Source organism: Pseudomonas sp. NFPP04 (assembly GCF_900113815.1).
Classification (GTDB): domain Bacteria; phylum Pseudomonadota; class Gammaproteobacteria; order Pseudomonadales; family Pseudomonadaceae; genus Aquipseudomonas; species Aquipseudomonas extremorientalis.
This window is the reverse complement of record NZ_FOQS01000001.1, coordinates 193,320-216,182: the sequence shown is the minus strand read 5'-3', so window position 1 is coordinate 216,182 and position 22,863 is coordinate 193,320. Positions and strand designations below refer to the sequence as shown.

19 protein-coding genes are annotated in these 22,863 nt (G+C 61.8%); 7 read left to right on the top strand and 12 right to left on the bottom strand.

The genetic code is table 11. From position 1 onward, the window contains the following. Positions 1–17: 17 nt before the first annotated feature. Positions 18–1,364 (bottom strand): metalloprotease PmbA, encoded by a 1,347-nt coding sequence (gene pmbA / locus BM017_RS01060; protein ID WP_092240733.1) that lies wholly within the window; start codon positions 1,362–1,364, stop codon positions 18–20. A gap of 108 nt (positions 1,365–1,472) precedes the next feature. On the opposite strand from pmbA, the gene yjgA reads away from it, so the two are divergent. After that, complete coding sequence (gene yjgA / locus BM017_RS01055) at positions 1,473–1,994, top strand: ribosome biogenesis factor YjgA (protein WP_058423000.1); 522 nt, start codon at positions 1,473–1,475, stop codon at positions 1,992–1,994. Between the two features lie 45 nt (positions 1,995–2,039). On the opposite strand, the gene tldD is transcribed toward yjgA, so the two are convergent. The 8 genes from tldD to mreB form a co-directional block, all read right to left on the bottom strand. After that, entirely contained in the window at positions 2,040–3,482 is a 1,443-nt protein-coding gene (gene tldD / locus BM017_RS01050) for a metalloprotease TldD (protein ID WP_092240731.1), read from the bottom strand. Positions 3,483–3,498: 16 nt separating this feature from the next. Then, positions 3,499–4,347 carry a carbon-nitrogen hydrolase family protein gene (locus tag BM017_RS01045; protein ID WP_092240729.1) on the bottom strand — a complete coding sequence of 283 codons (849 nt, stop codon included), beginning with the start codon at positions 4,345–4,347 and terminating at the stop codon, positions 3,499–3,501. Between the two features lie 48 nt (positions 4,348–4,395). Then, positions 4,396–8,211: a YhdP family protein gene (locus BM017_RS01040; protein WP_092240728.1), complete on the bottom strand. Its 3,816-nt coding sequence runs from the start codon at positions 8,209–8,211 to the stop codon at positions 4,396–4,398. Between the two features lie 76 nt (positions 8,212–8,287). Continuing rightward, positions 8,288–9,745 carry a ribonuclease G gene (rng, locus tag BM017_RS01035; RefSeq protein WP_071491141.1) on the bottom strand — a complete coding sequence of 486 codons (1,458 nt, stop codon included), beginning with the start codon at positions 9,743–9,745 and terminating at the stop codon, positions 8,288–8,290. A gap of 70 nt (positions 9,746–9,815) precedes the next feature. Beyond that, positions 9,816–10,412: a Maf family protein gene (locus tag BM017_RS01030; RefSeq protein ID WP_071491140.1), complete on the bottom strand. Its 597-nt coding sequence runs from the start codon at positions 10,410–10,412 to the stop codon at positions 9,816–9,818. A 51-nt stretch (positions 10,413–10,463) separates the two neighbouring features. Further along, positions 10,464–10,952: a rod shape-determining protein MreD gene (gene mreD, locus BM017_RS01025; protein ID WP_071491139.1), complete on the bottom strand. Its 489-nt coding sequence runs from the start codon at positions 10,950–10,952 to the stop codon at positions 10,464–10,466. Then, positions 10,952–12,052 carry a rod shape-determining protein MreC gene (gene mreC / locus BM017_RS01020; RefSeq protein ID WP_083351538.1) on the bottom strand — a complete coding sequence of 367 codons (1,101 nt, stop codon included), beginning with the start codon at positions 12,050–12,052 and terminating at the stop codon, positions 10,952–10,954. The genes mreD and mreC overlap by 1 nt, the downstream gene beginning before the upstream one ends. A 140-nt stretch (positions 12,053–12,192) precedes the next feature. Next, a complete protein-coding gene (gene mreB / locus BM017_RS01015; RefSeq protein WP_002555108.1) occupies positions 12,193–13,230 on the bottom strand; it encodes a rod shape-determining protein MreB in 1,038 nt (345 codons plus the stop codon). Between the two features lie 210 nt (positions 13,231–13,440). Here mreB and gatC point away from each other — a divergent pair, with 210 nt between their 5' ends. The 6 genes from gatC to BM017_RS00985 all read left to right on the top strand — a co-directional run bounded on the left by gatC (position 13,441) and on the right by BM017_RS00985 (position 18,667). Then, entirely contained in the window at positions 13,441–13,728 is a 288-nt protein-coding gene (gene gatC, locus BM017_RS01010) for an Asp-tRNA(Asn)/Glu-tRNA(Gln) amidotransferase subunit GatC (RefSeq protein WP_071491137.1), read from the top strand. A gap of 16 nt (positions 13,729–13,744) precedes the next feature. Beyond that, positions 13,745–15,196 carry an Asp-tRNA(Asn)/Glu-tRNA(Gln) amidotransferase subunit GatA gene (gatA, locus tag BM017_RS01005; protein WP_071491136.1) on the top strand — a complete coding sequence of 484 codons (1,452 nt, stop codon included), beginning with the start codon at positions 13,745–13,747 and terminating at the stop codon, positions 15,194–15,196. Positions 15,197–15,206: 10 nt separating this feature from the next. Beyond that, entirely contained in the window at positions 15,207–16,652 is a 1,446-nt protein-coding gene (gatB, locus tag BM017_RS01000) for an Asp-tRNA(Asn)/Glu-tRNA(Gln) amidotransferase subunit GatB (protein WP_092240726.1), read from the top strand. Between the two features lie 158 nt (positions 16,653–16,810). After that, positions 16,811–17,182: a septal ring lytic transglycosylase RlpA family protein gene (locus tag BM017_RS00995; protein ID WP_071491134.1), complete on the top strand. Its 372-nt coding sequence runs from the start codon at positions 16,811–16,813 to the stop codon at positions 17,180–17,182. 58 nt (positions 17,183–17,240) lie between these two features. Next, a complete protein-coding gene (locus BM017_RS00990; RefSeq protein WP_092240724.1) occupies positions 17,241–18,287 on the top strand; it encodes a calcium/sodium antiporter in 1,047 nt (348 codons plus the stop codon). Beyond that, positions 18,284–18,667, top strand: a complete 384-nt coding sequence (locus BM017_RS00985) for a carboxymuconolactone decarboxylase family protein (protein WP_092240723.1) — start codon at positions 18,284–18,286, stop codon at positions 18,665–18,667. The genes BM017_RS00990 and BM017_RS00985 overlap by 4 nt, the downstream gene beginning before the upstream one ends. 107 nt (positions 18,668–18,774) lie before the next feature. Here BM017_RS00985 and BM017_RS00980 read toward each other — a convergent pair whose 3' ends face one another. The 3 genes from BM017_RS00980 to BM017_RS00970 form a co-directional block, all read right to left on the bottom strand. Further along, positions 18,775–19,716: an AEC family transporter gene (locus BM017_RS00980; RefSeq protein WP_092240722.1), complete on the bottom strand. Its 942-nt coding sequence runs from the start codon at positions 19,714–19,716 to the stop codon at positions 18,775–18,777. A 163-nt stretch (positions 19,717–19,879) separates the two neighbouring features. After that, positions 19,880–21,433: a galactarate dehydratase gene (garD, locus tag BM017_RS00975; RefSeq protein ID WP_092240720.1), complete on the bottom strand. Its 1,554-nt coding sequence runs from the start codon at positions 21,431–21,433 to the stop codon at positions 19,880–19,882. Positions 21,434–21,444: 11 nt separating this feature from the next. Then, on the bottom strand, positions 21,445–22,809 hold the full coding sequence (locus tag BM017_RS00970; protein ID WP_071491129.1) for an MFS transporter: 1,365 nt from the start codon (positions 22,807–22,809) through the stop codon (positions 21,445–21,447). Positions 22,810–22,863: the final 54 nt, after the last annotated feature.

Here is a 22,863-nt window from a genome sequence, read left to right as displayed (position 1 = left end):
GAAGCGCGTCTGAAGGATCAGCTGCCAGCGACGGTCATCCGCTCGATCAACACCGAACCCGTACGGATATTGCTACGCAACTCCAAGTCGTTTCCGACAGCGACGATCTGCTTGAACATATCGCGCATGTTGCCGGCAATCGTCACCTCTTGAACGGCAAACTGAATCTCGCCGTTTTCCACCCAGAAACCCGCTGCACCACGGGAGTAGTCGCCCGTAACCATATTCAGGCCATGGCCCATCAACTCGGTCACCAGCAGGCCACGCCCCATGCGCCGCAGCAACGCCGCCTGGTCTTCATCACCATGAGTAACGAACAAGTTGTGCACGCCACCGGAGTTTGCTGTGCTTGGCAGGCCCAATTTACGACCGGCGTAAGTACCCAATACGTAGGACACCAATTCCCCGTTCTCGACAAACGGCTTGGCATACGTGGCCAGACCATCACCGTCGAACGCCGAACTGCCCATGGCGCGCATCAGGTGCGGACGCTCATCGATGGTCAGCCATTCGGGGAACAGCTTCTGGCCGATCGCACCTTCAAGGAACGACGACTTGCGGTACAGGTTGCCGCCGGAAATCGCCCCCAGGAAACTGCCGAACAAGCCGCCGGCCAACTCCGCCGAAAACAACACCGGCACCTCGCAGGTTGGCACCGGGCGCGCGCCCAGGCGGCTCGCCGCACGCTGTGCAGCGCGCTGGCCAATGCTGACCGGGTCGGCCAGCAAATCGCCCTGGCGGTTCACGTCATACCAGTAATCGCGCTGCATCTGGCCGTTGGCCTCGGCGATCATCACGCAGCTCAGGCTATGGCGAGTGGACGCATAACCACCGATGAAACCATGGCTGTTGCCATATACGCGGCAGCCCTGATGAGTACTCAACGTGGTGCCATCAGCGTTCTTGATGCGGGCATCGGCGTCGAACGCGGCGGCTTCGCAGGTCAGCGCCTGCTCGATGGCCTGCTCCGGCGTGATATCCCAGGCATGGAACAGATCGAAGTCCTTCAGCTCCTTGGCCATCAGCGCCTTGTCGGCCAGGCCCGAGCTTTCATCCTCGGACGTGTGCTTGGCAATCGCCAGCGCAGCGGCGACTGTCTCGCGAATCGCTTCCGGGCCACTGGCCGAGGTGCTGGCCGAACCTTTGCGCTGCCCCACATACAAGGTGATGCCAAAGCCCTGGTCACGATTGAACTCGACAGTTTCCACTTCCCGCTGGCGCACCGACGTCGACAGCCCCTGCTCCAGCGACACCGACACCTCACAGGCACTGGCCCCCTGGCGCTTGGCCTCGGCAAGGATCTGCTCGACTTGTTCCTGCAGTGCCGGTAACGCTTGCGGACCGACGCTTTGGGCTGCACTCATGGTTTTCTCCACTCAAATTCTGCTTTCGGTTAAGGCCATCGAGCGACCGGGCCGGACAAGCGACCCCCGACTGGTTATCATGGCGGCGTTTCTTTGCGGACTGCCACCATGGTTGATTCTTACGACGACTCCCTCGATGGGGAGAAAAGCAAAACCCAGGTCAAACGCGAGCTGCATGCGCTGGTTGACCTCGGCGAGCGCCTTACAACGCTCAAAAAAGATTTAATTGCAAAACTGCCACTGACCGACGAAATGCGCCGGGCCCTGGCCGATGCGCCCAAGCACACCGCGAATATCGCGCGCAAACGGCACATCATGTTTATCGGCAAGCTGATGCGCGACCAGGACATCGACGCCATTCTGACTTTGCTCGATCAAACCGATGCCTCCACTCGCCAGTACAACGAACGCTTCCATAACCTGGAACGTTGGCGTGACCGCCTGATCTCGGGCGATGACGCGGTGCTGGAGAAATTCGTGCTGGACTACCCGGACGCGGACCGCCAGCAACTGCGCTCCCTGATCCGTCAGGCCCAGCACGAGCTGGCGCATAACAAGGCGCCGGCCACCAGCCGTAAAATCTTCAAGTACATCCGTGAGCTGGACGAGACTCAACGCGGCCTGCGTTGATGCCCTTCCCCGGGTGGCGGCCTTCGCCACCCGAAGCTCCACCGCTTACGACCCCGTGCCACCCACGGTGATCGCATCAATCTTCAGCGTTGGCTGGCCGACACCCACCGGTACCGACTGCCCATCTTTCCCGCATGTGCCCACGCCGCTGTCCAGCGACAGGTCGTTACCGACCATCGACACCTTGCTCATGGCTTCCGGACCGTTACCGATCAAGGTTGCGCCTTTGACCGGCGCGGTGATCTTGCCGTCTTCGATCAGGTAAGCCTCGCTGGTGGAGAACACGAACTTGCCGCTGGTGATATCCACCTGGCCACCCCCGAGGTTGGCGCAGTAGATGCCGCGCTTCACCGAGGCGATGATTTCAGCCGGATCGCTTTCGCCGCCCAGCATGTAGGTGTTGGTCATGCGCGGCATCGGCAGGTGCGCATAGGATTCACGACGGCCATTACCGGTACGCGCCACGCCCATCAGGCGGGCGTTGAGCTTGTCTTGCATGTAGCCCTTGAGCACACCGTTTTCGATCAGAGTCGTGCACTCGGTCGGCGTGCCTTCGTCGTCGACGCTCAGCGAGCCACGGCGCCCGGCCAGGGTGCCGTCATCCACGATGGTACAGAGCCTGGACGCAACCATCTCGCCCATGCGCCCGCTGTAGGCCGAACTGCCCTTGCGGTTGAAGTCACCTTCCAGGCCGTGGCCGACTGCTTCGTGCAGCAACACGCCGGACCAACCCGAGCCCAGTACCACCGGCAATGTACCTGCCGGTGCCGGGATGGCTTCCAGGTTGACCAGCGCCTGGCGCAGCGCTTCACGGGCATAGCCCATGGCACGGTCGTCGGTGAGGAAATAACGATAGTCGGTACGCCCGCCGCCGCCATGGCCGCCGCGCTCGCGGCGGCCGTTCTGCTCGACGATCACACTCACGTTGAAGCGCACCAGCGGCCGCACATCCGCCGCCAGGCCGCCATCGGTGGACGCCACCAGGATGCGCTCCCACACGCCGGCCATGCTCACGGTGACCTGCTGGATACGCGGGTCCAATGCACGGGTCGCGGCATCGACACGCTTGAGCAAGTCGACTTTCTCGGCACGGGTCATCACTTCCAACGGGTTTTCCGGCCCGTACAACTGGGTCACATCCTGGGTGCTGAACGCCTGCACCGTGCCGTTTTGCCCGGCACGGGAGATCGAGCGTGCGGCACGTGCGGCCAGGCCCAAAGCCTCCAGGGTGATCGCATTGCTGTAGGCAAAACCGGTTTTCTCACCGGACTGCGCCCGCACGCCCACACCCTGGTCAAGGTTGAAACTGCCTTCCTTGACGATGCCGTCTTCCAACGCCCAGGACTCGGAAATCTGCCCCTGGAAATACAGGTCGGCCGCGTCGATGCCCGGCCCGGCAAGATCGCCCAGCACGGTTTGCAAGCTTTCGATGGTCACGCCACCGGGTGCCAGGAGGTGTTCACTGACTGAGGACAACAACTCGCTCATAGGTATGGCCTTAAATTCATCGTTCCGAAGCAGGTCGCTGTGCGCCCTGCGAGAAAAAGCGCCGATGGCTGACCACCGGCATGCGCGCCCTTATCGACGCCTGTTCACTGCTATCGCGTTCGGCCAGCAACACCGCTTCGCCTTGATCCTGTTGTGTCAGCACGCGCCCCCAGGGGTCGACAATCGCCGCATGACCATAGGTTTCCCGCGGCCCCGGATGCACACCCCCCTGGGCGGCCGCCAGCAGATAGCACTGGGTCTCGATGGCCCGTGCACGAATCAGCACATCCCAGTGCGCAGCGCCGGTCACCGCGGTAAACGCCGATGGCGCGGTAATCAATTCAGCCCCCGCCGCGCGCAATTCGCTGTACAGCTCGGGGAAGCGCAGGTCGTAGCACACGGTCAGGCCCAATCGGCCGACCGGCGTATCCGCCACCACCACATTGCTCCCGAAAGCATAGTCGTCCGATTCGCGATAACGACCACGAGCGTCGGCAACGTCCACATCGAACAGGTGCAGCTTGTCGTAACGGGCAACGATTTCGCCCTGATCATCGATCAACAGCGAGCAGGCGTTGGACTTGGCGTGCGGTTGGTCCTTGGGCGGCAATGGCAAAGTACCGGCCACTATCCATAAGGTGAGGTCGCGAGCAGTCTGTTTCAACCATGGCAGGATCGGGCCTTCGCCCAGCGCCTCGGCGCGGCCGATATCGGCCACGTCACGACGGCCCATGGCGGCGAAGTTTTCCGGCAGTACCGCCAGCTTCGCACCACCAGCCGCCGCGTCTTCCAGCAAGCGACGGGCCTGGGCCAGGTTGACCAGCACGTCGCTCTGGCTGACCATTTGAATTACCGCAAAGGACATGGGCCGACACTCCATAAAGGGCATGGGGCCATGCTACTCCACAGCCTCTCAGTTTGGCTTTTCAAATGGCTTGTCGAAGGTGATTTTCGGGTCCTTCCACGGGCCTTCGACCTTGTACTGGACACTGGCGAAGCGTGAAACACGGTCGCCGATCAGCTTGTCGATCAGGAACAACGCACCACCAATGGCCGGCGCACCCACGATCAACGCCGCGATCGGCAGGTTGTTGGTCACCGGCAGCGTTACCAGCAGCTTGGCATCGACGCGGTCAGCCACCAGGTCCAGGGTACCGTTGAGCTCGAGGTTGCTCGACGGCCCCGTCATGGTGATCGGTTCGCGGGTCACGAACACGCCATTGCTGGCGGCCAGCAGGCCTTTGACCCGGTCATAGCTCAAACCCTTGCCGAGCAGGTCCGAGAAATCCAGGCGCAACCGCCGCCCGATGGAGTTGAAGTTCAGCAGGCCGAATACCCGCAGGGCCTGGGCTCCGCCTTCCACTTCGACGAACTGGCCGTTGCGGAACGCCGCATCCAGGCTGCCGGAGAAACGCTTGGGCCCTACATAGGCCGGAGAACCAGGCCAACGTCCGTCCACATCCAGATGGAAATCCTGGCTGGTGACGGTCGGCGCATACCCCCACCCCTTGAGTACATCGCCAATATTCTTGCCGTCCAGGCGCCCCTTGTACCAGCTGCTGCTGTCTCCCGCCGCGCCCTCCCAGCCACCCGCCCCCTTGAGCTGCATACCCTTGAGACCCAGGTCCAGGTTGTTGAAGGCCAGGCCCTTGGCGGTCGGGCGGATTTTCAGCGACCAGGCGCCGATCAGGTCCGGGCCCTGGAACAATTGATCAATGGCGATATCCAGCGCCGGAATATCCTTGGGGTCGATGTTCGCCAAGGGGTCCGGCGCGTTTTCATCCGCCTGCACCGAAGGGTCTACCGCCGGCAGCTTCACATACTGCAGGTTAATCGCAATCGGTGCGCCCTTGGCGTCCGGCAGGTTGACCGAGCCCTTGGCCTGCTGGCTGTCGAGCTGCACGCCCCACGCTGCAGGCTTGCGGTCCAGTTGCAAATTGACTCGATCGAACTGCGTGCCGAAACCGGTCAGCTTGCCGATCTTGAAGTCAGCGCCGCTGAGCAATTGCTTGGCACTGCCGCCCGGGTCATTGCCCGCATAACGATCCACCAGTTTCTTCCACGGGTCGATATCCAGCTCCGACAGCACCCCACGAATGCGCAAGCCCTTGGCGCCCGGCAGCACAGCATCGCCATCACCGAGGAACAGCTCGCCGCGCCCGTCATTGAATTTGTCCGGCGGTGCAGCAAAGGTAAAGTTGGCCAGCTCGCCATAATCGAACCAATAGCGGCGCTCGGCGCCCTGCAAGGTCATGCGGAACACACTGTCACGCCCCTGGCTGGCCGGCATGCCGAACGGCGCCGGCAGGTCCACAGCCACGCCCTTGAGGTTGGAGCTGACCATCAGTTGGCTGTCGGCGCCATCCAGGGTCACCTGCAACTGGTACGGAATATCGCCGGATACCGGTAACGGCTGGCTGATTTTCAACCAGTCGGTCAGCCGCTTGACCGTAACCTGACCCTTGGCATTCACACGGGTGCTGATATTGCCCGGCTTGCCGTCGGCAACGATCTGCGCGGTGATCGGCCGATCAAACGCCTGAGCGGTGATGTTCTGGCCACTCAGGCCCTTGGCGCTGTCGAAACGGAACTCGCCCTTGAGCTGGGTCAGGTCCAGGGGCGGCTCGGCCAATTGCAGGCGCGCCTTGTCGGTCTTGAAGTCCACCACGATTTTCGGTTCGGCGCCCTTGGCCAACGGAATATCCAGGTCAAGGCCGCCTTGCAGGTCGCCCTCGCCCTTCCAGCCAGAAAAGGTCGATGCAGTGCCGATCGGCGCTTCCTGAAGGATTTTCAGGCCATCGCCCAAGCCACCGGCAAAACCGCCCGTAAGCAGCAGATGACTGTCCTTGCCCGCAGGTGCATGGGGAATATTGACGTAGATGTCCTTGACCTTGGTATCAAGCAACTGGCCCTTGCTGGCCAGGATGCGCACACCGCTCTCCTCGACAAACACTTCGCCGTTGACCTTGCTCACGTGAGGCCAGCCCGGCTGGAACGCCAGCTCGGCATCATGCACCTTGAAGAACAGGCTGATATTGCGTGAAGCCGGCAGCGCATCGTGGTTCAACGACCCCTGATACTGGAAGAAGCCTTGATCCACCGCGCCCTTGAGAATCGCGGTACGCAGCCATTCATCCAGGGCGGGGCTCAACACCGCCGGCAGGTATTTGGGGGTGAAGCGCCCGTCGCCATCGACCATACCGACCCGCAGGTCCATGTAGTCTTCCTGGTTGTGGTCGAAATGCAGGCGGATCAGGAAGTCGGCGGCGATCTTGCCCTCCTCGCCCAGCACCTTGATGTATGGGGCGATCAGGGTGAAGCCTTCTTTGTCCAGCTTCCACGTCAGGCGTGCATTGGCCTGGAGGTACTGCCAGGGCTTGGCGAAGATCGGGTCGAGGTGCAGGGAAAAGTCCTTGCTGTCCATGCGCAACTCGCCCTGACCCAGGTCGCCGCTGATGCTGCCGGATACGTTACGCGCAGCCGGTGCGCCGAAGTAGGCATCGAAGCCGATGCGTTCGAGGTTGGCGGCGAAGCTGACCTTCTTATCGGTCGTGTCCTGGGGACGGAAGTCCACCAGCACATTACGCAGCAGACCAGTGGCCTTGAGGTGCTCGACCGTCTTGGCAAAACCTTCCGGCAGCGGCGCCAGCGCGTTGAGCAATGGTGTGATAGGCGTCAGGTCCAGGCGGTCGGCCTGGAGCTTCCAGACTTCCAGGTCCTTGTCGGTGGCCAGGGTCTGCCGCAATTGCAGGCGGGATTCCCAGCGAGTCTCGCCCAGGCTCATCGCCAGCGAGTCGAACAGCACGCTGAGACCGGTGTCACTGCGTTGCAGGTAGGCCGTAAGCGCGAGGTTTTCGATGTGCACCGGCTTGCGCTCGGCGTATTGGCCCTTCACCTGTGGCGAGTTGAGGCGCACTACCGCACTCTGCACGGCACCTTTGGCCCAGGTCAGCCAGAATTCGCCGCCCGCCTTGAACTGCGTGAGCTTCCACTGTTGAGTCAGCTTCGCCGGGATCCACCTGGCCCAGTCACTCTGGGGCAGGCTCAGATAAGCCTGGACTTCGCCGTCCTTCCACTGGCTGGCGCGGATGCGGGTGCGCAGGCTCATGGCGAGGGGCTGGCCATCGGGCAGGGTCAGGCGTGCATCCAGGCGTTGGCGGGTAACGCCGGTGTGCAGGTTCAGACCGACATACGTCAGGGTCACCGGCGCCTGGTCGAACGGTTGCAGTGTCACCTGGCTGTCGAGCAGTGACACGCGCTTGACCTTCTGCATGTTCGTGAGCAACTGCTCAGGGTCCAGCGGCTGATCGTCCTGAACCGGCAGGCCTTGCAAGGCCCACTTGCCGTCCTTGTCTTCCTTGACGCTGAGTTGCAGGCCACTGACTTGCAGGTGGACAATCCGCACTTCGCGCGCCATCAGGCTGGCCCAGACATCGGGCACCACCTCGACCTGGTCCAGGCGCAAGGCACTGCTGCCCTCGCCCAGCATCACATCATGGGCCAGCAATACCGGCGCGAAGCCGCTCCAGCGGCCTTCGAGGCTGCCGATATGCAAAGGCATGTCCACGGCTGCCTGGGCCTTGGCTTCGACTTCGGCACGGTACTCGGCCACCAGCGGCGTCAATTCACGCCCCAGGCTCACGTACACCGCCGCCAATACCAGCGACAAGGCGCAGAGGCCCAGCCCCCAACGGGTCAAAGCGGCAAAAAAGCGTATCAGACGCTCCATGTCAGGCGACCCTCAAGGCAGTAGTCGGACGGCAGATCAAGGCCTGCCTGTCTCATAAAAGGAAAGCGAATGGGGATCAGAGCAGCACCACGTCGTATTGTTCCTGGGAATACATGGTTTCAACCTGGAAGCGTATCGTGCGCCCGATAAATCCCTCCAGCTCGGCAACGTTGCCGGACTCTTCGTCCAGCAGCCGGTCGACCACTTTCTGGTTGGCAAGCACTCTATAACCTTCGGCCTGGTAGGCACGCGCTTCACGCAGGATCTCGCGAAAAATCTCGTAGCAAACCGTTTCCGGGGTCTTCAACTTACCGCGCCCCTGGCAACTGCTGCACGGCTCGCACAGCACTTGCTCGAGGCTTTCTCGGGTGCGTTTGCGGGTCATCTGCACCAGGCCCAACTCGGTAATGCCGATAATGTTGGTCTTGGCGTGATCACGCTCCAGCTGTTTCTCGAGGGTCCGCAGCACCTGGCGCTGGTGCTCTTCGTCTTCCATGTCGATGAAGTCGATGATGATGATGCCACCCAGGTTGCGCAGACGCAGTTGGCGAGCAATCGCGGTAGCCGCTTCGAGGTTGGTCTTGAAGATGGTTTCTTCGAGGTTGCGATGGCCCACGAACGCACCGGTGTTGACGTCGATGGTGGTCATGGCTTCCGCCGGGTCCACCACCAGGTAGCCGCCGGACTTGAGCGGCACCTTGCGTTCCAGGGCTTTCTGGATTTCGTCTTCGACGCCATACAGGTCGAAGATCGGTCGCTCGCCGGGGTAGTGTTCCAGGCGGTCGGCAATTTCCGGCATCAGTTCGGCGACGAATTGCGTGGTGCGCTGGAAGGTTTCCCGCGAGTCGATGCGAATTTTCTCAATCTTCGGGCTGACCAGGTCGCGCAGTGTGCGCAGGGCCAGGCCCAGGTCTTCATAAATGACGCTGGGCGCACCGATGGTCTTGATCTGGGCGTCGATCTGGTCCCACAGACGCCGCAGGTAGCGGATGTCCATGAGGATTTCATCGGCGCCGGCGCCCTCGGCAGCGGTGCGCAGAATAAAGCCGCCCGCCTCCTTGATGCCTTCGGCGGCTACGCAATCGCTGACCACCTTCTTCAGGCGCTCACGCTCGGCTTCATCTTCGATCTTCAAGGAAATGCCGACATGTGCCGTACGCGGCATGTACACCAGGTAACGCGACGGGATCGACAACTGCGTGGTCAGCCGCGCGCCCTTGGAACCGATGGGGTCCTTGGTGACTTGCACCACCAGGCTCTGCCCTTCGTGCACCAGCGCACTGATGCTTTCCACGGCCGGGCCTTCGCGCAGGGAAATTTCCGAGGCATGGATAAATGCCGCACGGTCCAGGCCGATATCGACGAATGCCGCTTGCATCCCCGGCAGTACACGCACCACCTTTCCTTTGTAGATATTGCCGACGATCCCGCGCTTCTGGGTGCGCTCAACATGGACTTCTTGCAGAACACCGTTCTCTACCACCGCCACGCGCGATTCCATCGGCGTGATATTGATCAGAATCTCTTCACTCATGGCTGGGTCTCGTTCAGGCGTTTTCACAATAGTGACCGATCGCTAAAGGCTGGGCGCTGGAGAACGGCGATCAGCGCGCGGTAAGATTTTGCCAACAGGGTATGCCGAATTGATGGAGCAGTTGTGCGGTTTCGCACACCGGCAGGCCGACGACCGCCGAATAACTGCCATTGAGCCCGGCTGCAAACACCGAGCCCAGGCCTTGGATAGCATAGCCGCCCGCCTTGTCCTGGGGTTCGCCACTGTGCCAGTAGGTTGTAGCCTCCTCGACAGAAATGTCGCGAAAACGTACACGACTGCTTACACAAATACACTCGCAGCGCTGGCCGTCGGTGAGGGCAATGGCGGTGAGCACCTCGTGCTCACGCCCCGACAAGGCCATCAACATCGCCAAGGCGTCGGCCTGGTCAACGGGCTTACCGAGGATCTGACCATCAACGATCACAGCCGTATCAGCCCCCAGCACACAGGCGCCAGACGTATTTGAGAGCACAGCAAAACCCGCCGCAGCCTTACCGCGCGCCAGGCGCTCGACGTAGGAAACGGCGGATTCATTTGTAAGAGGGGTTTCATCAATAGCGGCGCTGACCACGGTGAAGGGCACACCGATCTGGGTCAACAGTTCACGCCGCCTCGGAGAGCCCGAGGCCAGGTAAAGCGAATTCATTGCAGACTCTCCCTGTAGGGCTCGATAACCAGGCAGAGCCTCGCAATCCATTCAATTGATTTTGTAGCGACGACGCAACCCACGCAGACCGAAGCTGACCCATGGCCACAGCAACGCACTGACCAGGGCCGGCAGCACCAACGCAAGGGTGGGCTGGCGGTTACCGGTCAAGGCACTGAGCCACAGCTGAACCAGTTGTGCCAGGCCGAAGATCACCAGGATCACCAGGCACTGTTGCCACATCGGGAACATGCGCAAACGCTGCTGCAACGACAGCACCAGGAAAGTGATCAACGTCAGGATCAACGCGTTCTGGCCCAGCAAGGTGCCATAGAGCACATCTTCCGCCAAGCCCAGGAACATTGCCGTGACCATGCCGACTTTGTGCGGCAGGTTCAGCGCCCAGAACGCCAGCAGCAACGCCAGCCAGAGCGGGCGCAGGATTTCCATGAACTGTGGCAGCGGCGAAACGCTGAGCAACAGGCCGATGGCAAAGGTCAGCCAGACGATCCAACCGTTACGCGAATGAGTACCGGCCATTATTCTTCCCTCTGCCGCGTGGTGGTCGCAGCGGCCGCCGGAGGCTTGGCTGCAGGCGTGGCGGCCGGTGGCTTGGTCGCCGCCGGTTTGGCCGGGCGAGCGTTGTGGGCGGCCGGCTTGACCGGCGTGGCCACAGGCGCGGCCGGGGCAGCGGCGGGTGCGGGCGGCCCCACGAATGCAGGTTTGGGCACCGTCGCAGGAACGATCGGCGCGATGCCGTTTCGCTTATCTTCTGCTTCCTGGGCCTGGGCGGCGTCGTTGGCGCGCTCTTCCGGGGTGCGGTTGTCGCTGAATACCAGCAGCAGGTAGCGGCTGCGGTTCAGGGCTGCAGTCGGCACGGCACGCACAATGGCAAATGGCTGGCCGGAATCGTGGATCACTTCCTTGACCGTCGCCACCGGGTAGCCGGCCGGGAAACGCTGACCTAGGCCGGAACTGACCAGCAGGTCGCCTTCCTTGATGTCGGCAGTGTCGGCCACATGACGCAACTCCAGGCGCTCGGGGTTGCCGGTACCGCTGGCAATCGCGCGCAGGCCGTTGCGGTTTACCTGCACCGGGATGCTGTGGGTAGTGTCCGTCAGCAACAACACCCGCGAGGTGTAAGGCATCAGCTCGACCACCTGGCCCATCAGGCCACGGGCGTCGAGCACCGGCTGGCCGAGGACCACACCGTCGCGCTCACCCTTGTTGATGATGATGCGATGGGTGAAGGGGTTGGGGTCCATGCCGATCAACTCGGCCACTTCGACCTTTTCATTGACCAGTGCGGAAGAATTGAGCAACTCGCGCAGCCGAACGTTCTGCTCGGTGAGGGCCGCCAGCTTCTGCATGCGCCCCTGCAACAGCAGGTTTTCGGTCTTGAGTTTTTCGTTCTCGGCGACGAGCTCGGTGCGGCTGCCGAACTGGCTGGCCACGCCCTGGAACAGACGTTGCGGCAGGTCGGTGATCCAGTAGGTCTGCATCAACACCAGCGACATCTGGCTGCGCACGGGTTTGAGCAGTGCAAAGCGGGCATCGACCACCATCAGCGCGACCGAAAGCACGACCAGCACCAACAGGCGCACGCCCAATGAGGGGCCTTTGGCGAAAAGCGGTTTAATAAGCCGCTCCTCCCAGGCAAATGTTCTCTTTATTCATACGGCATCTAACCGGCCTGGATGCAGATTGAAGAAGATAAACGCCAACAGGCAGCACTGCAAAGTGCTGCCTGCGGGCGAAACATGGGCTCATCAGCAAAGGCTTATTCGCTGGAAAGCAGGTCCATGGTGTGTTTATCCATCATTTCCAGTGCACGACCACCACCGCGAGCAACACAGGTCAGCGGGTCTTCGGCGACGATCACCGGCAGGCCGGTTTCCTGGGCCAGCAGCTTGTCGAGGTCACGCAGCAAGGCGCCACCACCGGTCAGCACCAGGCCACGCTCGGCGATGTCGGAAGCCAGTTCCGGCGGCGATTGCTCCAGGGCACTCTTCACGGCCTGAACGATGGTCGCCAGGGACTCCTGCAGAGCCTCCAGCACTTCATTGGAGTTCAGGGTGAAGGCACGTGGCACGCCTTCGGCCAGGTTGCGACCGCGCACGTCGACTTCGCGTACTTCGCCGCCTGGATAGGCGGTGCCGATTTCCTGCTTGATGCGCTCTGCGGTGGATTCGCCGATCAGGCTGCCGTAGTTACGGCGCACATAAGTGATGATCGCTTCGTCGAAGCGGTCGCCGCCTACACGAACGGACTCGGCATACACCACACCGTTCAGGGAAATCAGGGCGATTTCAGTGGTACCACCACCGATATCCACCACCATCGAACCGCGCGCTTCTTCAACCGGCAGGCCGGCACCGATCGCAGCAGCCATTGGCTCTTCGATCAGGAACACTTCACGGGCACCGGCACCGAGGGCCGATTCACGGATGGCACGACGCTCAACCTGGGTGGACTTGCATGGAACACAGATCAGCACACGAGGGCTGGGCTGCAGGAAACTGTTTTCGTGAACCTTGTTGATGAAGTACTGCAGCATCTTCTCGCAGACACTGAAGTCGGCGATCACGCCGTCTTTCATCGGACGAATGGCAGCAATATTGCCTGGTGTACGGCCGAGCATGCGCTTGGCCTCGGTGCCGACGGCAACGACACTTTTCTGATTACCATGGGTCCGAATGGCCACAACCGATGGCTCATTCAGGACAATACCGCGCTCGCGCACGTAAATAAGGGTGTTGGCAGTGCCCAGGTCAATGGAAAGATCGCTGGAAAACATGCCACGCAGTTTCTTGAACATGGGAAAGGGACCCTAGGCAACGCGTGGGTAAAAAAGTGCGGCAAACTCTAACAACGACAGGGATTTTGGGCAAGGCGCCAATGTGCTAAATTGGCCGACTTTCTGTGCACCTAACCCCACAATCGCGGCCGTAAGACCGTAGAAATGCGGTAGTGTTCCGACAATCTAACACACGGACAGCCTCCGTTCTGTTTTCCACTGGAGATTCCCATGACGCTTGAACGCTCCGACGTGGAAAAAATCGCTCATTTGGCCTGCCTGGGCCTCAATGAAGTCGATCTTCCACAGACCACCGCCGCCCTGAACAGCATTCTCGGGCTGGTCGACCAAATGCAGGCCGTGAATACCGACGGCATCGAGCCCCTGGCTCACCCACTGGAAGCCAGCCAGCGCCTGCGCGCTGACGTCGTGACCGAGAGTAATAATCGCGAGGCCTACCAGTCCATCGCGCCAGCGGTCGAAAACGGCCTGTACCTGGTTCCGAAAGTCATCGACTAAAGGGAAAGAGCCTGCAATGCATCACATGACTCTGGCCGAGATCGCCCGCGGTCTCGCCGACAAAAAGTTTTCTTCCGAAGAGCTGACCAAGACCCTGCTGGCGCGTATCGCCGAGCACGACCCGAAGGTCAACAGCTTCATCAGCCTCACCGAAGAGCTGGCCTTGAGCCAGGCCAAGGCCGCCGACGCACGTCGCGCCAACGGTGAAAATGGCCCACTGCTGGGCGCGCCGATTGCCCACAAAGACCTGTTCTGCACCCAGGGCATTCGCACCAGCTGCGGCTCGAAGATGCTCGACAACTTTAAAGCCCCCTACGACGCCACCGTGGTGTCCAAGCTGGCTGCCGCCGGGGCCGTGACCCTGGGCAAGACCAACATGGACGAATTCGCCATGGGTTCGGCCAACGAGTCGAGCTACTACGGCGCGGTGAAAAACCCGTGGAACCTGGAGCACGTGCCCGGCGGTTCGTCCGGTGGTTCGGCTGCAGCCGTCGCCGCGCGCTTCCTGCCGGCCGCCACGGCCACCGACACCGGTGGTTCGATCCGCCAGCCTGCCGCGTTCACCAACCTCACCGGCCTGAAACCGACCTACGGTCGCGTTTCCCGCTGGGGCATGATCGCCTACGCGTCCAGCCTCGATCAGGGCGGCCCCCTGGCCCGCACCGCCGAAGACTGCGCGATACTGTTACAAGGCATGGCCGGTTTCGATAAACAGGACTCCACCAGCATCGATGAGCCCGTGCCGGACTACAGCGCCAGCCTGAACACCTCGCTCAAGGGCCTGCGCATCGGCGTGCCGAAGGAATACTTCAGCGCCGGCCTCGACCCGCGCATCGCCGAGCTGGTGCACAACAGCGTCAAGACGCTGGAAGGCCTCGGCGCGGTGATCAAGGAGATCAGCCTGCCGAACAACCAGCACGCGATTCCTGCGTACTACGTGATCGCGCCGGCAGAGGCCTCCTCCAACCTGTCGCGTTTCGACGGCGTGCGCTTCGGCTACCGCTGCGAAAACCCGAAAGACCTCACCGACCTGTACAAACGTTCCCGTGGCGAAGGCTTCGGCGCCGAAGTGCAGCGCCGCATCATGGTCGGCGCCTACGCCCTGTCGGCCGGTTACTACGACGCGTACTACCTGAAGGCGCAGAAAATCCGTCGCCTGGTGAAGAACGACTTCATGGCCGCCTTTGAACACGTCGACGTGATCCTCGGCCCAACCACGCCGAACCCGGCCTGGAAACTCGGCGCCAAGAACGGCGACCCGGTGGCTGCGTACCTCGAAGACCTGTACACCATCACCGCCAACCTCGCGGGCCTGCCGGGCTTGTCCATGCCCGCCGGTTTCGTCGATGGCCTGCCGGTCGGTGTGCAATTGCTCGCCCCGTATTTCCAGGAAGGCCGCCTGCTCAATGTGGCGCACCAGTACCAGTTGAACACTGACTGGCACACTCGCACCCCTACCGGCTTCTGAGGAGAACACTATGCAATGGGAAGTCGTGATCGGGCTGGAGATTCATACCCAGCTCGCCACCCAATCGAAGATTTTCTCCGGTAGCGCCACCACGTTCGGCTCCGAGCCCAACACCCAGGCCAGCCTGGTCGACCTGGGCATGCCCGGCGTGCTGCCGGTGTTGAACCAGGAAGCGGTGCGCATGGCGGTGATGTTCGGCCTGGCGATTGACGCCGAAATCGGCCAGCACAACGTGTTCGCGCGCAAGAACTACTTCTACCCGGACCTGCCCAAGGGCTACCAGATCAGCCAGATGGAATTGCCGATCGTCGGCAAGGGCCACCTGGACATCCCGCTGGAAGACGGCACCATCAAGCGCGTCGGCGTGACCCGTGCGCACCTGGAAGAAGACGCCGGCAAGAGCCTGCACGAAGAATTCCCCGGCGCGACCGGTATCGACCTGAACCGTGCCGGTACGCCGCTGCTGGAAATCGTGTCCGAGCCGGACATGCGCAGCGCCAAGGAAGCCGTGGCCTACGTCAAGACCATCCACGCGTTGGTGCGCTACCTGGGCATCTGCGACGGCAACATGGCCGAAGGCTCGCTGCGTTGCGACTGCAACGTGTCGATCCGTCCAAAGGGCCAGGTTGAGTTTGGCACTCGCTGCGAAATCAAGAACGTCAACTCGTTCCGCTTCATCGAGAAAGCGATCAACAGCGAAGTGCGTCGCCAGATCGAGCTGATCGAAGACGGCGGCAAGGTCATCCAGCAAACCCGCCTGTACGACCCGAACAAAGACGAAACCCGCGCCATGCGCAGCAAAGAGGAAGCCAACGACTACCGTTACTTCCCCGATCCGGACCTGTTGCCGGTGGTGCTGGAGGACTCGTTCCTCAACGAGATCCGCGCCACCCTGCCGGAACTGCCGCAGCAGAAACGCGAGCGCTTCCAGGAACAGTTCGGCCTGTCGGTCTACGATGCGAGCGTCCTGGCGTCCAGCCGCGAGCAAGCCAACTACTTCGAAAAGGTCGTGAGCATTGCCGGTGACGCCAAGCTGGCGGCCAACTGGGTGATGGTTGAGCTGGGCAGCCTGTTGAACAAGCAGGGCCTGGAAATCGACGAGGCCCCGGTCAGCGCCGAGCAACTGGGCGGCATGCTGCTGCGCATCAAGGACAACACCATCTCCGGCAAAATCGCCAAGACCGTGTTCGAAGCCATGGCCGGCGGCGAAGGCAGCGCCGACGAGATCATCGAGAAGCGCGGCCTCAAGCAAGTCACCGACAGCGGCGCGATCTCGGCCGTGCTGGATGAAATGCTCGCGGCCAACGCCGAGCAGGTCGAACAATACCGTGCGGCAGACGAAGCCAAGCGCGGCAAGATGTTCGGCTTCTTTGTGGGCCAGGCGATGAAAGCCTCCAAAGGCAAGGCCAACCCGCAACAGGTGAACGAATTGCTGAAAAGCAAACTCGAAGGCTGACAGCGGTGAAGAGACCGAGTGAGACCTCATGCTCAACTCGGCCTACTGTGGGAGGGGGCTTGCCCCCGATGAGGGTGTATCAGCCAGCAATTCTATTGACTGACGCGCCGCTATCGGGGCAAGCCCCCTCCCACATTCAATAGGGGGATAACCTGAAAATGAAGCGTCTACTCGGCCTCCTGGCCCTGTTCTCCCTGTTGGCCGGCTGCGCCAGCGGCCTCATCGACCCCAACGGCTACGACGAAACCGGCACTGCGTCCTACTACGGCGCCAAACACCACGGCAAAAAAACTGCCAGCGGTGAACCCTTCAACCAGAACGCCCTGACCGCCGCCCACCGGCGCCTGCCCTTCGGCACGCAGGTCAAGGTCACCAATCTCGACAACGACCGATCCGTGGTTGTCCGCATCAATGATCGCGGCCCGCATACACGTGGGCGCTTGATCGATCTTTCACGCAAGGCCGCCCAACAGCTGGGTATGATCGGCAGCGGTACGGCGCGAGTTCGCGTGCAAGCCCTGAGCAATTGAAAACGGAGCCCTGGCCATTTTCGGATTAACCGCCCTCTCGCCCTGGAGCCTGCTGGAATTGGTCAGCGGCCTGGTGCTGCTGATCCTCGGTGCCGAAATCCTGGTGCGTGCCGCCGTGCGCCTGGCCGCCAGCCTCAAGGTGCGGCCACTGATCATCGGCCTGACCATCGTCGCCTTCGGCAGCAGCGCACCGCAAATGACCGTCAGCCTGCAAGCCACCCTGGCCGGCAATACCGATATCGCCGTGGGCAGCGTGATCGGCAGCAGCATCTTCAACATCCTGGTGACCCTGGGCCTGTCGGCGCTGATTATTCCGCTGCGGGTCTCACGCCAGTTGGTGCGCCTGGACATCCCCGTGATGATCCTGGCCGGGCTGCTGGTGTTCACCCTGGCGGCCAACGAAGAACTCACGCCCATCGACGGCCTGGTGCTGCTTGTTGCCCTGCTCGCTTACCTCGGCGTATTGCACTACCAGACGCGCCACTCCCGCCGCCCGCGCACCCTGGACACAGTGGCCAGGGCGCCCTGGCTGAGCAGCGTGCTGCTGATGATCGGTGGTTTTCTGATCCTGGTGCTGGCCGGGCATTTGCTGTTGGGCGCGGCGGTGGATGTGGCGAGCGACCTGGGCCTGTCGGAACGTGTGATCGGGCTGACCCTGATCGGTGTCGGCACCTCCCTGCCCTGCCTGGCGACGTCGCTGATCGCCGCCTTGCGCGGCGAACGGGACATTGCCGTGGGTAACGTGATCGGCAGCAACCTGTTCAACCTGCTCGGCGTGTTGGGCCTGACTGCCCTGCTCGCCCCGTCTCCGCTGTCGGTGTCGCCCAATGCCCTGGATTTCGACCTGCCGGTGATGCTCGGCGTGGTGGTGCTGTGCCTGCCGGTGTTCTACACCGGTTACCGCGTGACCCGCGCCGAAGGCCTGGTGCTGCTGGGCCTGTATCTGGCGTACGGGCTGCACGTGATGGCGTTCACCACGGGCATGCCCCTGGCCAACAAGCTTGAACAACTGATGCTGTATTACGTCCTGCCAGTGCTGGTGGCTTTCCTGTTGTTCAGCACGCTGCAAGCCTGGCGCCGCCAACACAAGAGGGAACCGCAATGACCGATCAGAAGAAGCCCGGGGTACAAATGCGCCGCCAGGTCATGGGCGATGCGTTCGTCGACCGCGCCCTGGGCAATGCCACCGAGTTCAGCCAGCCGTTGCAGGATTTCGTCAACGAACATGCCTGGGGCAGCGTATGGAACCGCGAAGGGTTGCCGCTGAAGACCCGCAGCCTGATCACCCTCGCCGCCCTGACCGCGCTCAAGTGCCCGCAGGAATTGAAGGGCCACGTGCGCGGCGCACTGAACAACGGTTGTACCGTGGAAGAGATTCGCGAAGCGCTGCTGCATTGTGCGGTGTATGCCGGTGTGCCGGCGGCGATTGATGCGTTCCGTGCCGCCCAGGAAGTGATCGACGCGTATCAGACCGATCAGCAGTGACGGTCAGATAGCTATCGGGGGCAAGCCCCCTCCCACTTTGACTGTGCTCTCCCGTCCAATGTGGGAGGGGGCTTGCCCCCGATTGGCCCTCACAGGCACCCGAGCGTTCAGATCCAACCACCCGCCTGCAACACAAAGATCCCGATATTCGTGGTCACCGCCGCCATCAAGGTGGTGATCACGATAATCGCTGCCGCCAGTTCATGGTTACCCTCCGCCGCCCTGGCCATCACAAAGCTCGCCGCGGCGGTCGGTGCGCCGAAGTACAGGAACAGAATCCCCAACTCCGGCCCGCGAAAGCCCAGCAGCCAGGCGCCCAGGGTGGCGACCACCGGCAGCCAGACCATCTTCATCAGGCTTGCGCTCAATGCCATGTTGCCGCTCTTGCGCAACGCCGCCAGTGACAAGGTGCCGCCGATGCAGATCAATGCCAGCGGCAAGGTAGTGTCCGCCAGGTACTGCATGGATTTTTCCAGCCAACCGGGCAGGCCGATCTGGAAATAGGCGAACGGCGCCGCCGCGATCACGCTGATGATCAACGGATTGGCCAGTACACTCTTGCAGATGCTCCACGGGTCGGACTTGATCACCGGGCTGTACACCGCCAGCACGATGGTCGACAGCGTGTTGTAGAACAGGATCACCAGCGCTGCGAGGATCGCGCCGAGGGAGATGCCGTAGTCACCGTACATGCTGGCGGCCAGCGCCAGGCCAATCACGCCGTTATTACCGCGAAACGCCCCCTGGGTGTAGATGCCCCGGTCTTCACGCGGGCAACGAAAGATCGCCCAGCCCCAGGCCAGGGCAAAGCTGAGCAAGGTGGCGACGGCAAAATAGATCAGCAAGCCCGGCTTGAGTGCCGAATGCAGGTCGGCATGCAGGATGCCGAGGAACAGCAGCGCCGGCATGGTGACGTTGAACACCAGGGACGAGGCCGTGTGGATGAAGTTGTCGTTGATCCAGTTGATGCGCTTGAGCAGCACACCGAGGAACAGCATGGCAAACACCGGCGCGGTGATGGTGAGGGTGGAGAGGAAAATTGCCAGCATGCCGGGGAGAACCTTGGTGAGCGTCGTTAGGTGGCTAATGATAAGCCAGTGTAGGCCGCTTCGTCTGGTCTACCGCTATCGGGGCAAGCCCCCTCCCACCTCTGACGGTGCTCACCGTTCAAAATGTGGGAGGGGGCTTGCCCCCGATGCAGGCGACTCGGTCTCAGGTAATAGGCGCCGGGTTAAACAAGGTGATGTCGTTATGCAGCTTGTGGTGTTCCGCCCATGTCTGCTTCTTGCCGCTGGCCACATCCAGGTAGAAGTGAAACAGCTCCCAGCCCAACTCCTCGATAGTCGCACGCCCGGTGGCAATGCGCCCGGCGTCGATATCGATCAGGTCCGGCCAGCGCTGCGCCAGCTCAGTACGCGTCGACACCTTCACCACCGGCGCCATCGCCAGGCCGTACGGCGTGCCACGCCCGGTGGTGAATACGTGCAGGTTCATCCCCGCCGCCAGTTGCAAGGTGCCACACACAAAGTCACTGGCCGGCGTTGCGCAAAAGATCAGGCCCTTGCCCTTGAAACGCTCACCCGGACCAAGCACACCGTTGATCGCGCTGCTGCCGGACTTGACGATGGAACCCAGGGACTTCTCGACGATGTTCGACAACCCGCCCTTCTTGTTGCCCGGCGTGGTGTTGGCACTGCGATCCGCCTCGCCCTTGGCCAGGTAACGGTCGTACCAATCCATTTCCCGGACCAGCTCCTGGGCAACTTCCTTCGTCTCTGCACGCGAAGTCAGCAAGTAGATGGCATCCCGTACTTCAGTGACCTCGGAAAACATCACCGTCGCCCCGGCCCGCAGCAGCAAGTCCGAGGCATAGCCCAGCGCCGGGTTGGCGGTGATGCCAGAGAACGCATCACTGCCGCCGCACTGCATGCCCAGGATCAGCTCGGACGCCGGCACCGTTTCGCGACGGCGCTGGTCAAGCTTCTTCAAGCGCACCTCCGCCAGCTCCATGATCTGCTCGATCATCTCGGTAAACCCGTGGCTGGAGTCCTGCAGGCGATACAGCCAGGGCTTACTCAGGTCCACCGAGCTGTCGTTGTCGTGCATCACCTGCCCGGCCTGCAATTTCTCGCAGCCCAGGCTGATCACCAGGGCCTCGCCCCCCAGGTTCGGGTTGCGCGCCAGATTGCGCACGGTGCGGATCGGGATGTAGGCGTCCGTGGCGGTAATCGCCACGCCACAGCCGTAGCTGTGGGTCAGCGCCACCACGTCATCGACATGCGGGTACCTGGGCAGCAATTCATCCTTGATGCGCTTGACCGCATGGTCCAGCACGCCCGTGACGCACTGCACCGTGGTGGTGATGCCGAGAATATTGCGCGTACCCACAGTGCCGTCGGCGTTGCGATACCCCTCGAAGGTAAAGCCCTCCAGTGGCGCCTGGGTTTCAGGCACCTCTGTGGACAGCGGCAAGCTGTCCAGCGGCGGCGCGGTGGGCATGCGCAGTTGATCTTCCTGCACCCAGCTGCCGCGTGGAATCGGCGCCAGGGCGTAACCGATGGTCTGGCCGTAGCGAATGATCTGGCCACCTTCGGGGATATCTTCCAGGGTCACTTTGTGGCTCTGGGGGATGAAATCCACGGTCACCAGGCCGTCCGGGAACTCGGTCCCGGCCGGGACGCCCTGGTCATTGACCACGATCACCACGTTGTCGCGCTCGTGCAAACGAATCGAGCGCGGCGAGTCGGCATGTTCAATCAACTGCATTACATCGCCCCTCAGGAATGCGCTTCGGTTAGGTGGGTCAACTCAGGCCCCTTGGTGGGCGGCTCTTTGAGTACTACACGCTTGATCGGCCCAACGATGACCAGATAGCTGAACACCGCTACCAGTGCGTTGGCGCCGACGAACACCAGGGCCCATTTGAACGAACCGGTGGTGCTGATGATGTAGCCGATGACAATCGGCGTGGTGATCGACGCGAGGTTACCGAAGGTGTTGAACAAGCCGCCACTGAGGCCGGCGATTTGTTTCGGCGAGGTGTCGGACACCACCGCCCAACCCAGTGCGCCAACGCCCTTGCCGAAGAAGGCCAAGGCCATGAAGCCGACCACCATCCATTCGATATCCACGTAGTTGCACGCCACGATGCTGCTGGAGATCAGCAGGCCACCAATGATTGGCGCCTTGCGCGCGAAGGTCAGGGAATGGCCCTTGCGCAGCAGGTAATCGGAAATTACCCCACCGAGCACGCCACCGATAAACCCGCAGATTGCCGGCAACGAGGCGATGAAACCGGCCTTGAGGATGGTCATGCCCCGGTCCTGCACCAGGTACACCGGGAACCAGGTGAGGAAGAAATAGGTGATGCCGTTGATGCAGTACTGGCCCAGGTAGACGCCGAGCATCATGCGGTTGGTCAGCAACTGGCGGATGTAATCCCACTTCGGCCCGTCGGTTTTCTTGCCCTTGCCTTTGTCCTGGTCCATATCGACCATGGCGCCGTTGGCCGCGATATGGTTGAACTCGGCTTCGTTGATCATCGGGTGCTGACGCGGGCTGTGGATCACTTTCAGCCAGATCAACGAGAAAATGATGCCAATCACGCCCATCACGATAAACACGTGCTGCCAGCCGAAGCGGTAGACAATCCAGCCCATCAGCGGCGCAAACAGCACGGTGGCAAAGTATTGCGCCGAGTTGAAAATCGCCGATGCCGTACCGCGCTCGGCGGTAGGGAACCAGGCGGCCACAATCCGAGCGTTGCCGGGAAAGGACGGCGCTTCGGCCAGGCCCACCATGAAGCGCAGCATGAACAGCGCAACCACGGCGGTGGAGACCCCGAATTCACCGACATAGCCTTGCAGCACGGTGAACAGGGACCAGGTGAAGATGCTCAGGGCATAGACTTTTTTCGAGCCGAACCGGTCCAGCAGCCAGCCACCGGGGATTTGCCCGGCCACGTAGGCCCAACCGAATGCAGAGAAGATATAACCGAGGGTGACCGCGTCGATGCCGAGGTCTTTTTGCAGGCTGGAACCCGCGATGGCGATGGTGGCCCGGTCGGCGTAGTTGATCGTGGTCACCAGGAACAGCATGAGCAGGATCAAATAGCGGACGTGGGTCGGCTTGGTCGCTTGCATGTAGAAGTACTCCCACTAATTATTTTTTTTGCGGGTAATGGTTTTCTGTTTTTA

What these genes read in the sequence shown, in the direction of transcription:
- pmbA (WP_092240733.1), bottom strand. Translation starts at nt 1,364, where the DNA reads ATGAGTGCAGCCCAAAGCGTCGGTCCGCAAGCGTTACCGGCACTGCAG.
- yjgA (WP_058423000.1), top strand. Translation starts at nt 1,473, where the DNA reads ATGGTTGATTCTTACGACGACTCCCTCGATGGGGAGAAAAGCAAAACC.
- tldD (WP_092240731.1), bottom strand. Translation starts at nt 3,482, where the DNA reads ATGAGCGAGTTGTTGTCCTCAGTCAGTGAACACCTCCTGGCACCCGGT.
- BM017_RS01045 (WP_092240729.1), bottom strand. Translation starts at nt 4,347, where the DNA reads ATGTCCTTTGCGGTAATTCAAATGGTCAGCCAGAGCGACGTGCTGGTC.
- BM017_RS01040 (WP_092240728.1), bottom strand. Translation starts at nt 8,211, where the DNA reads ATGGAGCGTCTGATACGCTTTTTTGCCGCTTTGACCCGTTGGGGGCTG.
- rng (WP_071491141.1), bottom strand. Translation starts at nt 9,745, where the DNA reads ATGAGTGAAGAGATTCTGATCAATATCACGCCGATGGAATCGCGCGTG.
- BM017_RS01030 (WP_071491140.1), bottom strand. Translation starts at nt 10,412, where the DNA reads ATGAATTCGCTTTACCTGGCCTCGGGCTCTCCGAGGCGGCGTGAACTG.
- mreD (WP_071491139.1), bottom strand. Translation starts at nt 10,952, where the DNA reads ATGGCCGGTACTCATTCGCGTAACGGTTGGATCGTCTGGCTGACCTTT.
- mreB (WP_002555108.1), bottom strand. Translation starts at nt 13,230, where the DNA reads ATGTTCAAGAAACTGCGTGGCATGTTTTCCAGCGATCTTTCCATTGAC.
- gatC (WP_071491137.1), top strand. Translation starts at nt 13,441, where the DNA reads ATGACGCTTGAACGCTCCGACGTGGAAAAAATCGCTCATTTGGCCTGC.
- gatA (WP_071491136.1), top strand. Translation starts at nt 13,745, where the DNA reads ATGCATCACATGACTCTGGCCGAGATCGCCCGCGGTCTCGCCGACAAA.
- gatB (WP_092240726.1), top strand. Translation starts at nt 15,207, where the DNA reads ATGCAATGGGAAGTCGTGATCGGGCTGGAGATTCATACCCAGCTCGCC.
- BM017_RS00995 (WP_071491134.1), top strand. Translation starts at nt 16,811, where the DNA reads ATGAAGCGTCTACTCGGCCTCCTGGCCCTGTTCTCCCTGTTGGCCGGC.
- BM017_RS00985 (WP_092240723.1), top strand. Translation starts at nt 18,284, where the DNA reads ATGACCGATCAGAAGAAGCCCGGGGTACAAATGCGCCGCCAGGTCATG.
- BM017_RS00980 (WP_092240722.1), bottom strand. Translation starts at nt 19,716, where the DNA reads ATGCTGGCAATTTTCCTCTCCACCCTCACCATCACCGCGCCGGTGTTT.
- garD (WP_092240720.1), bottom strand. Translation starts at nt 21,433, where the DNA reads ATGCAGTTGATTGAACATGCCGACTCGCCGCGCTCGATTCGTTTGCAC.
- BM017_RS00970 (WP_071491129.1), bottom strand. Translation starts at nt 22,809, where the DNA reads ATGCAAGCGACCAAGCCGACCCACGTCCGCTATTTGATCCTGCTCATG.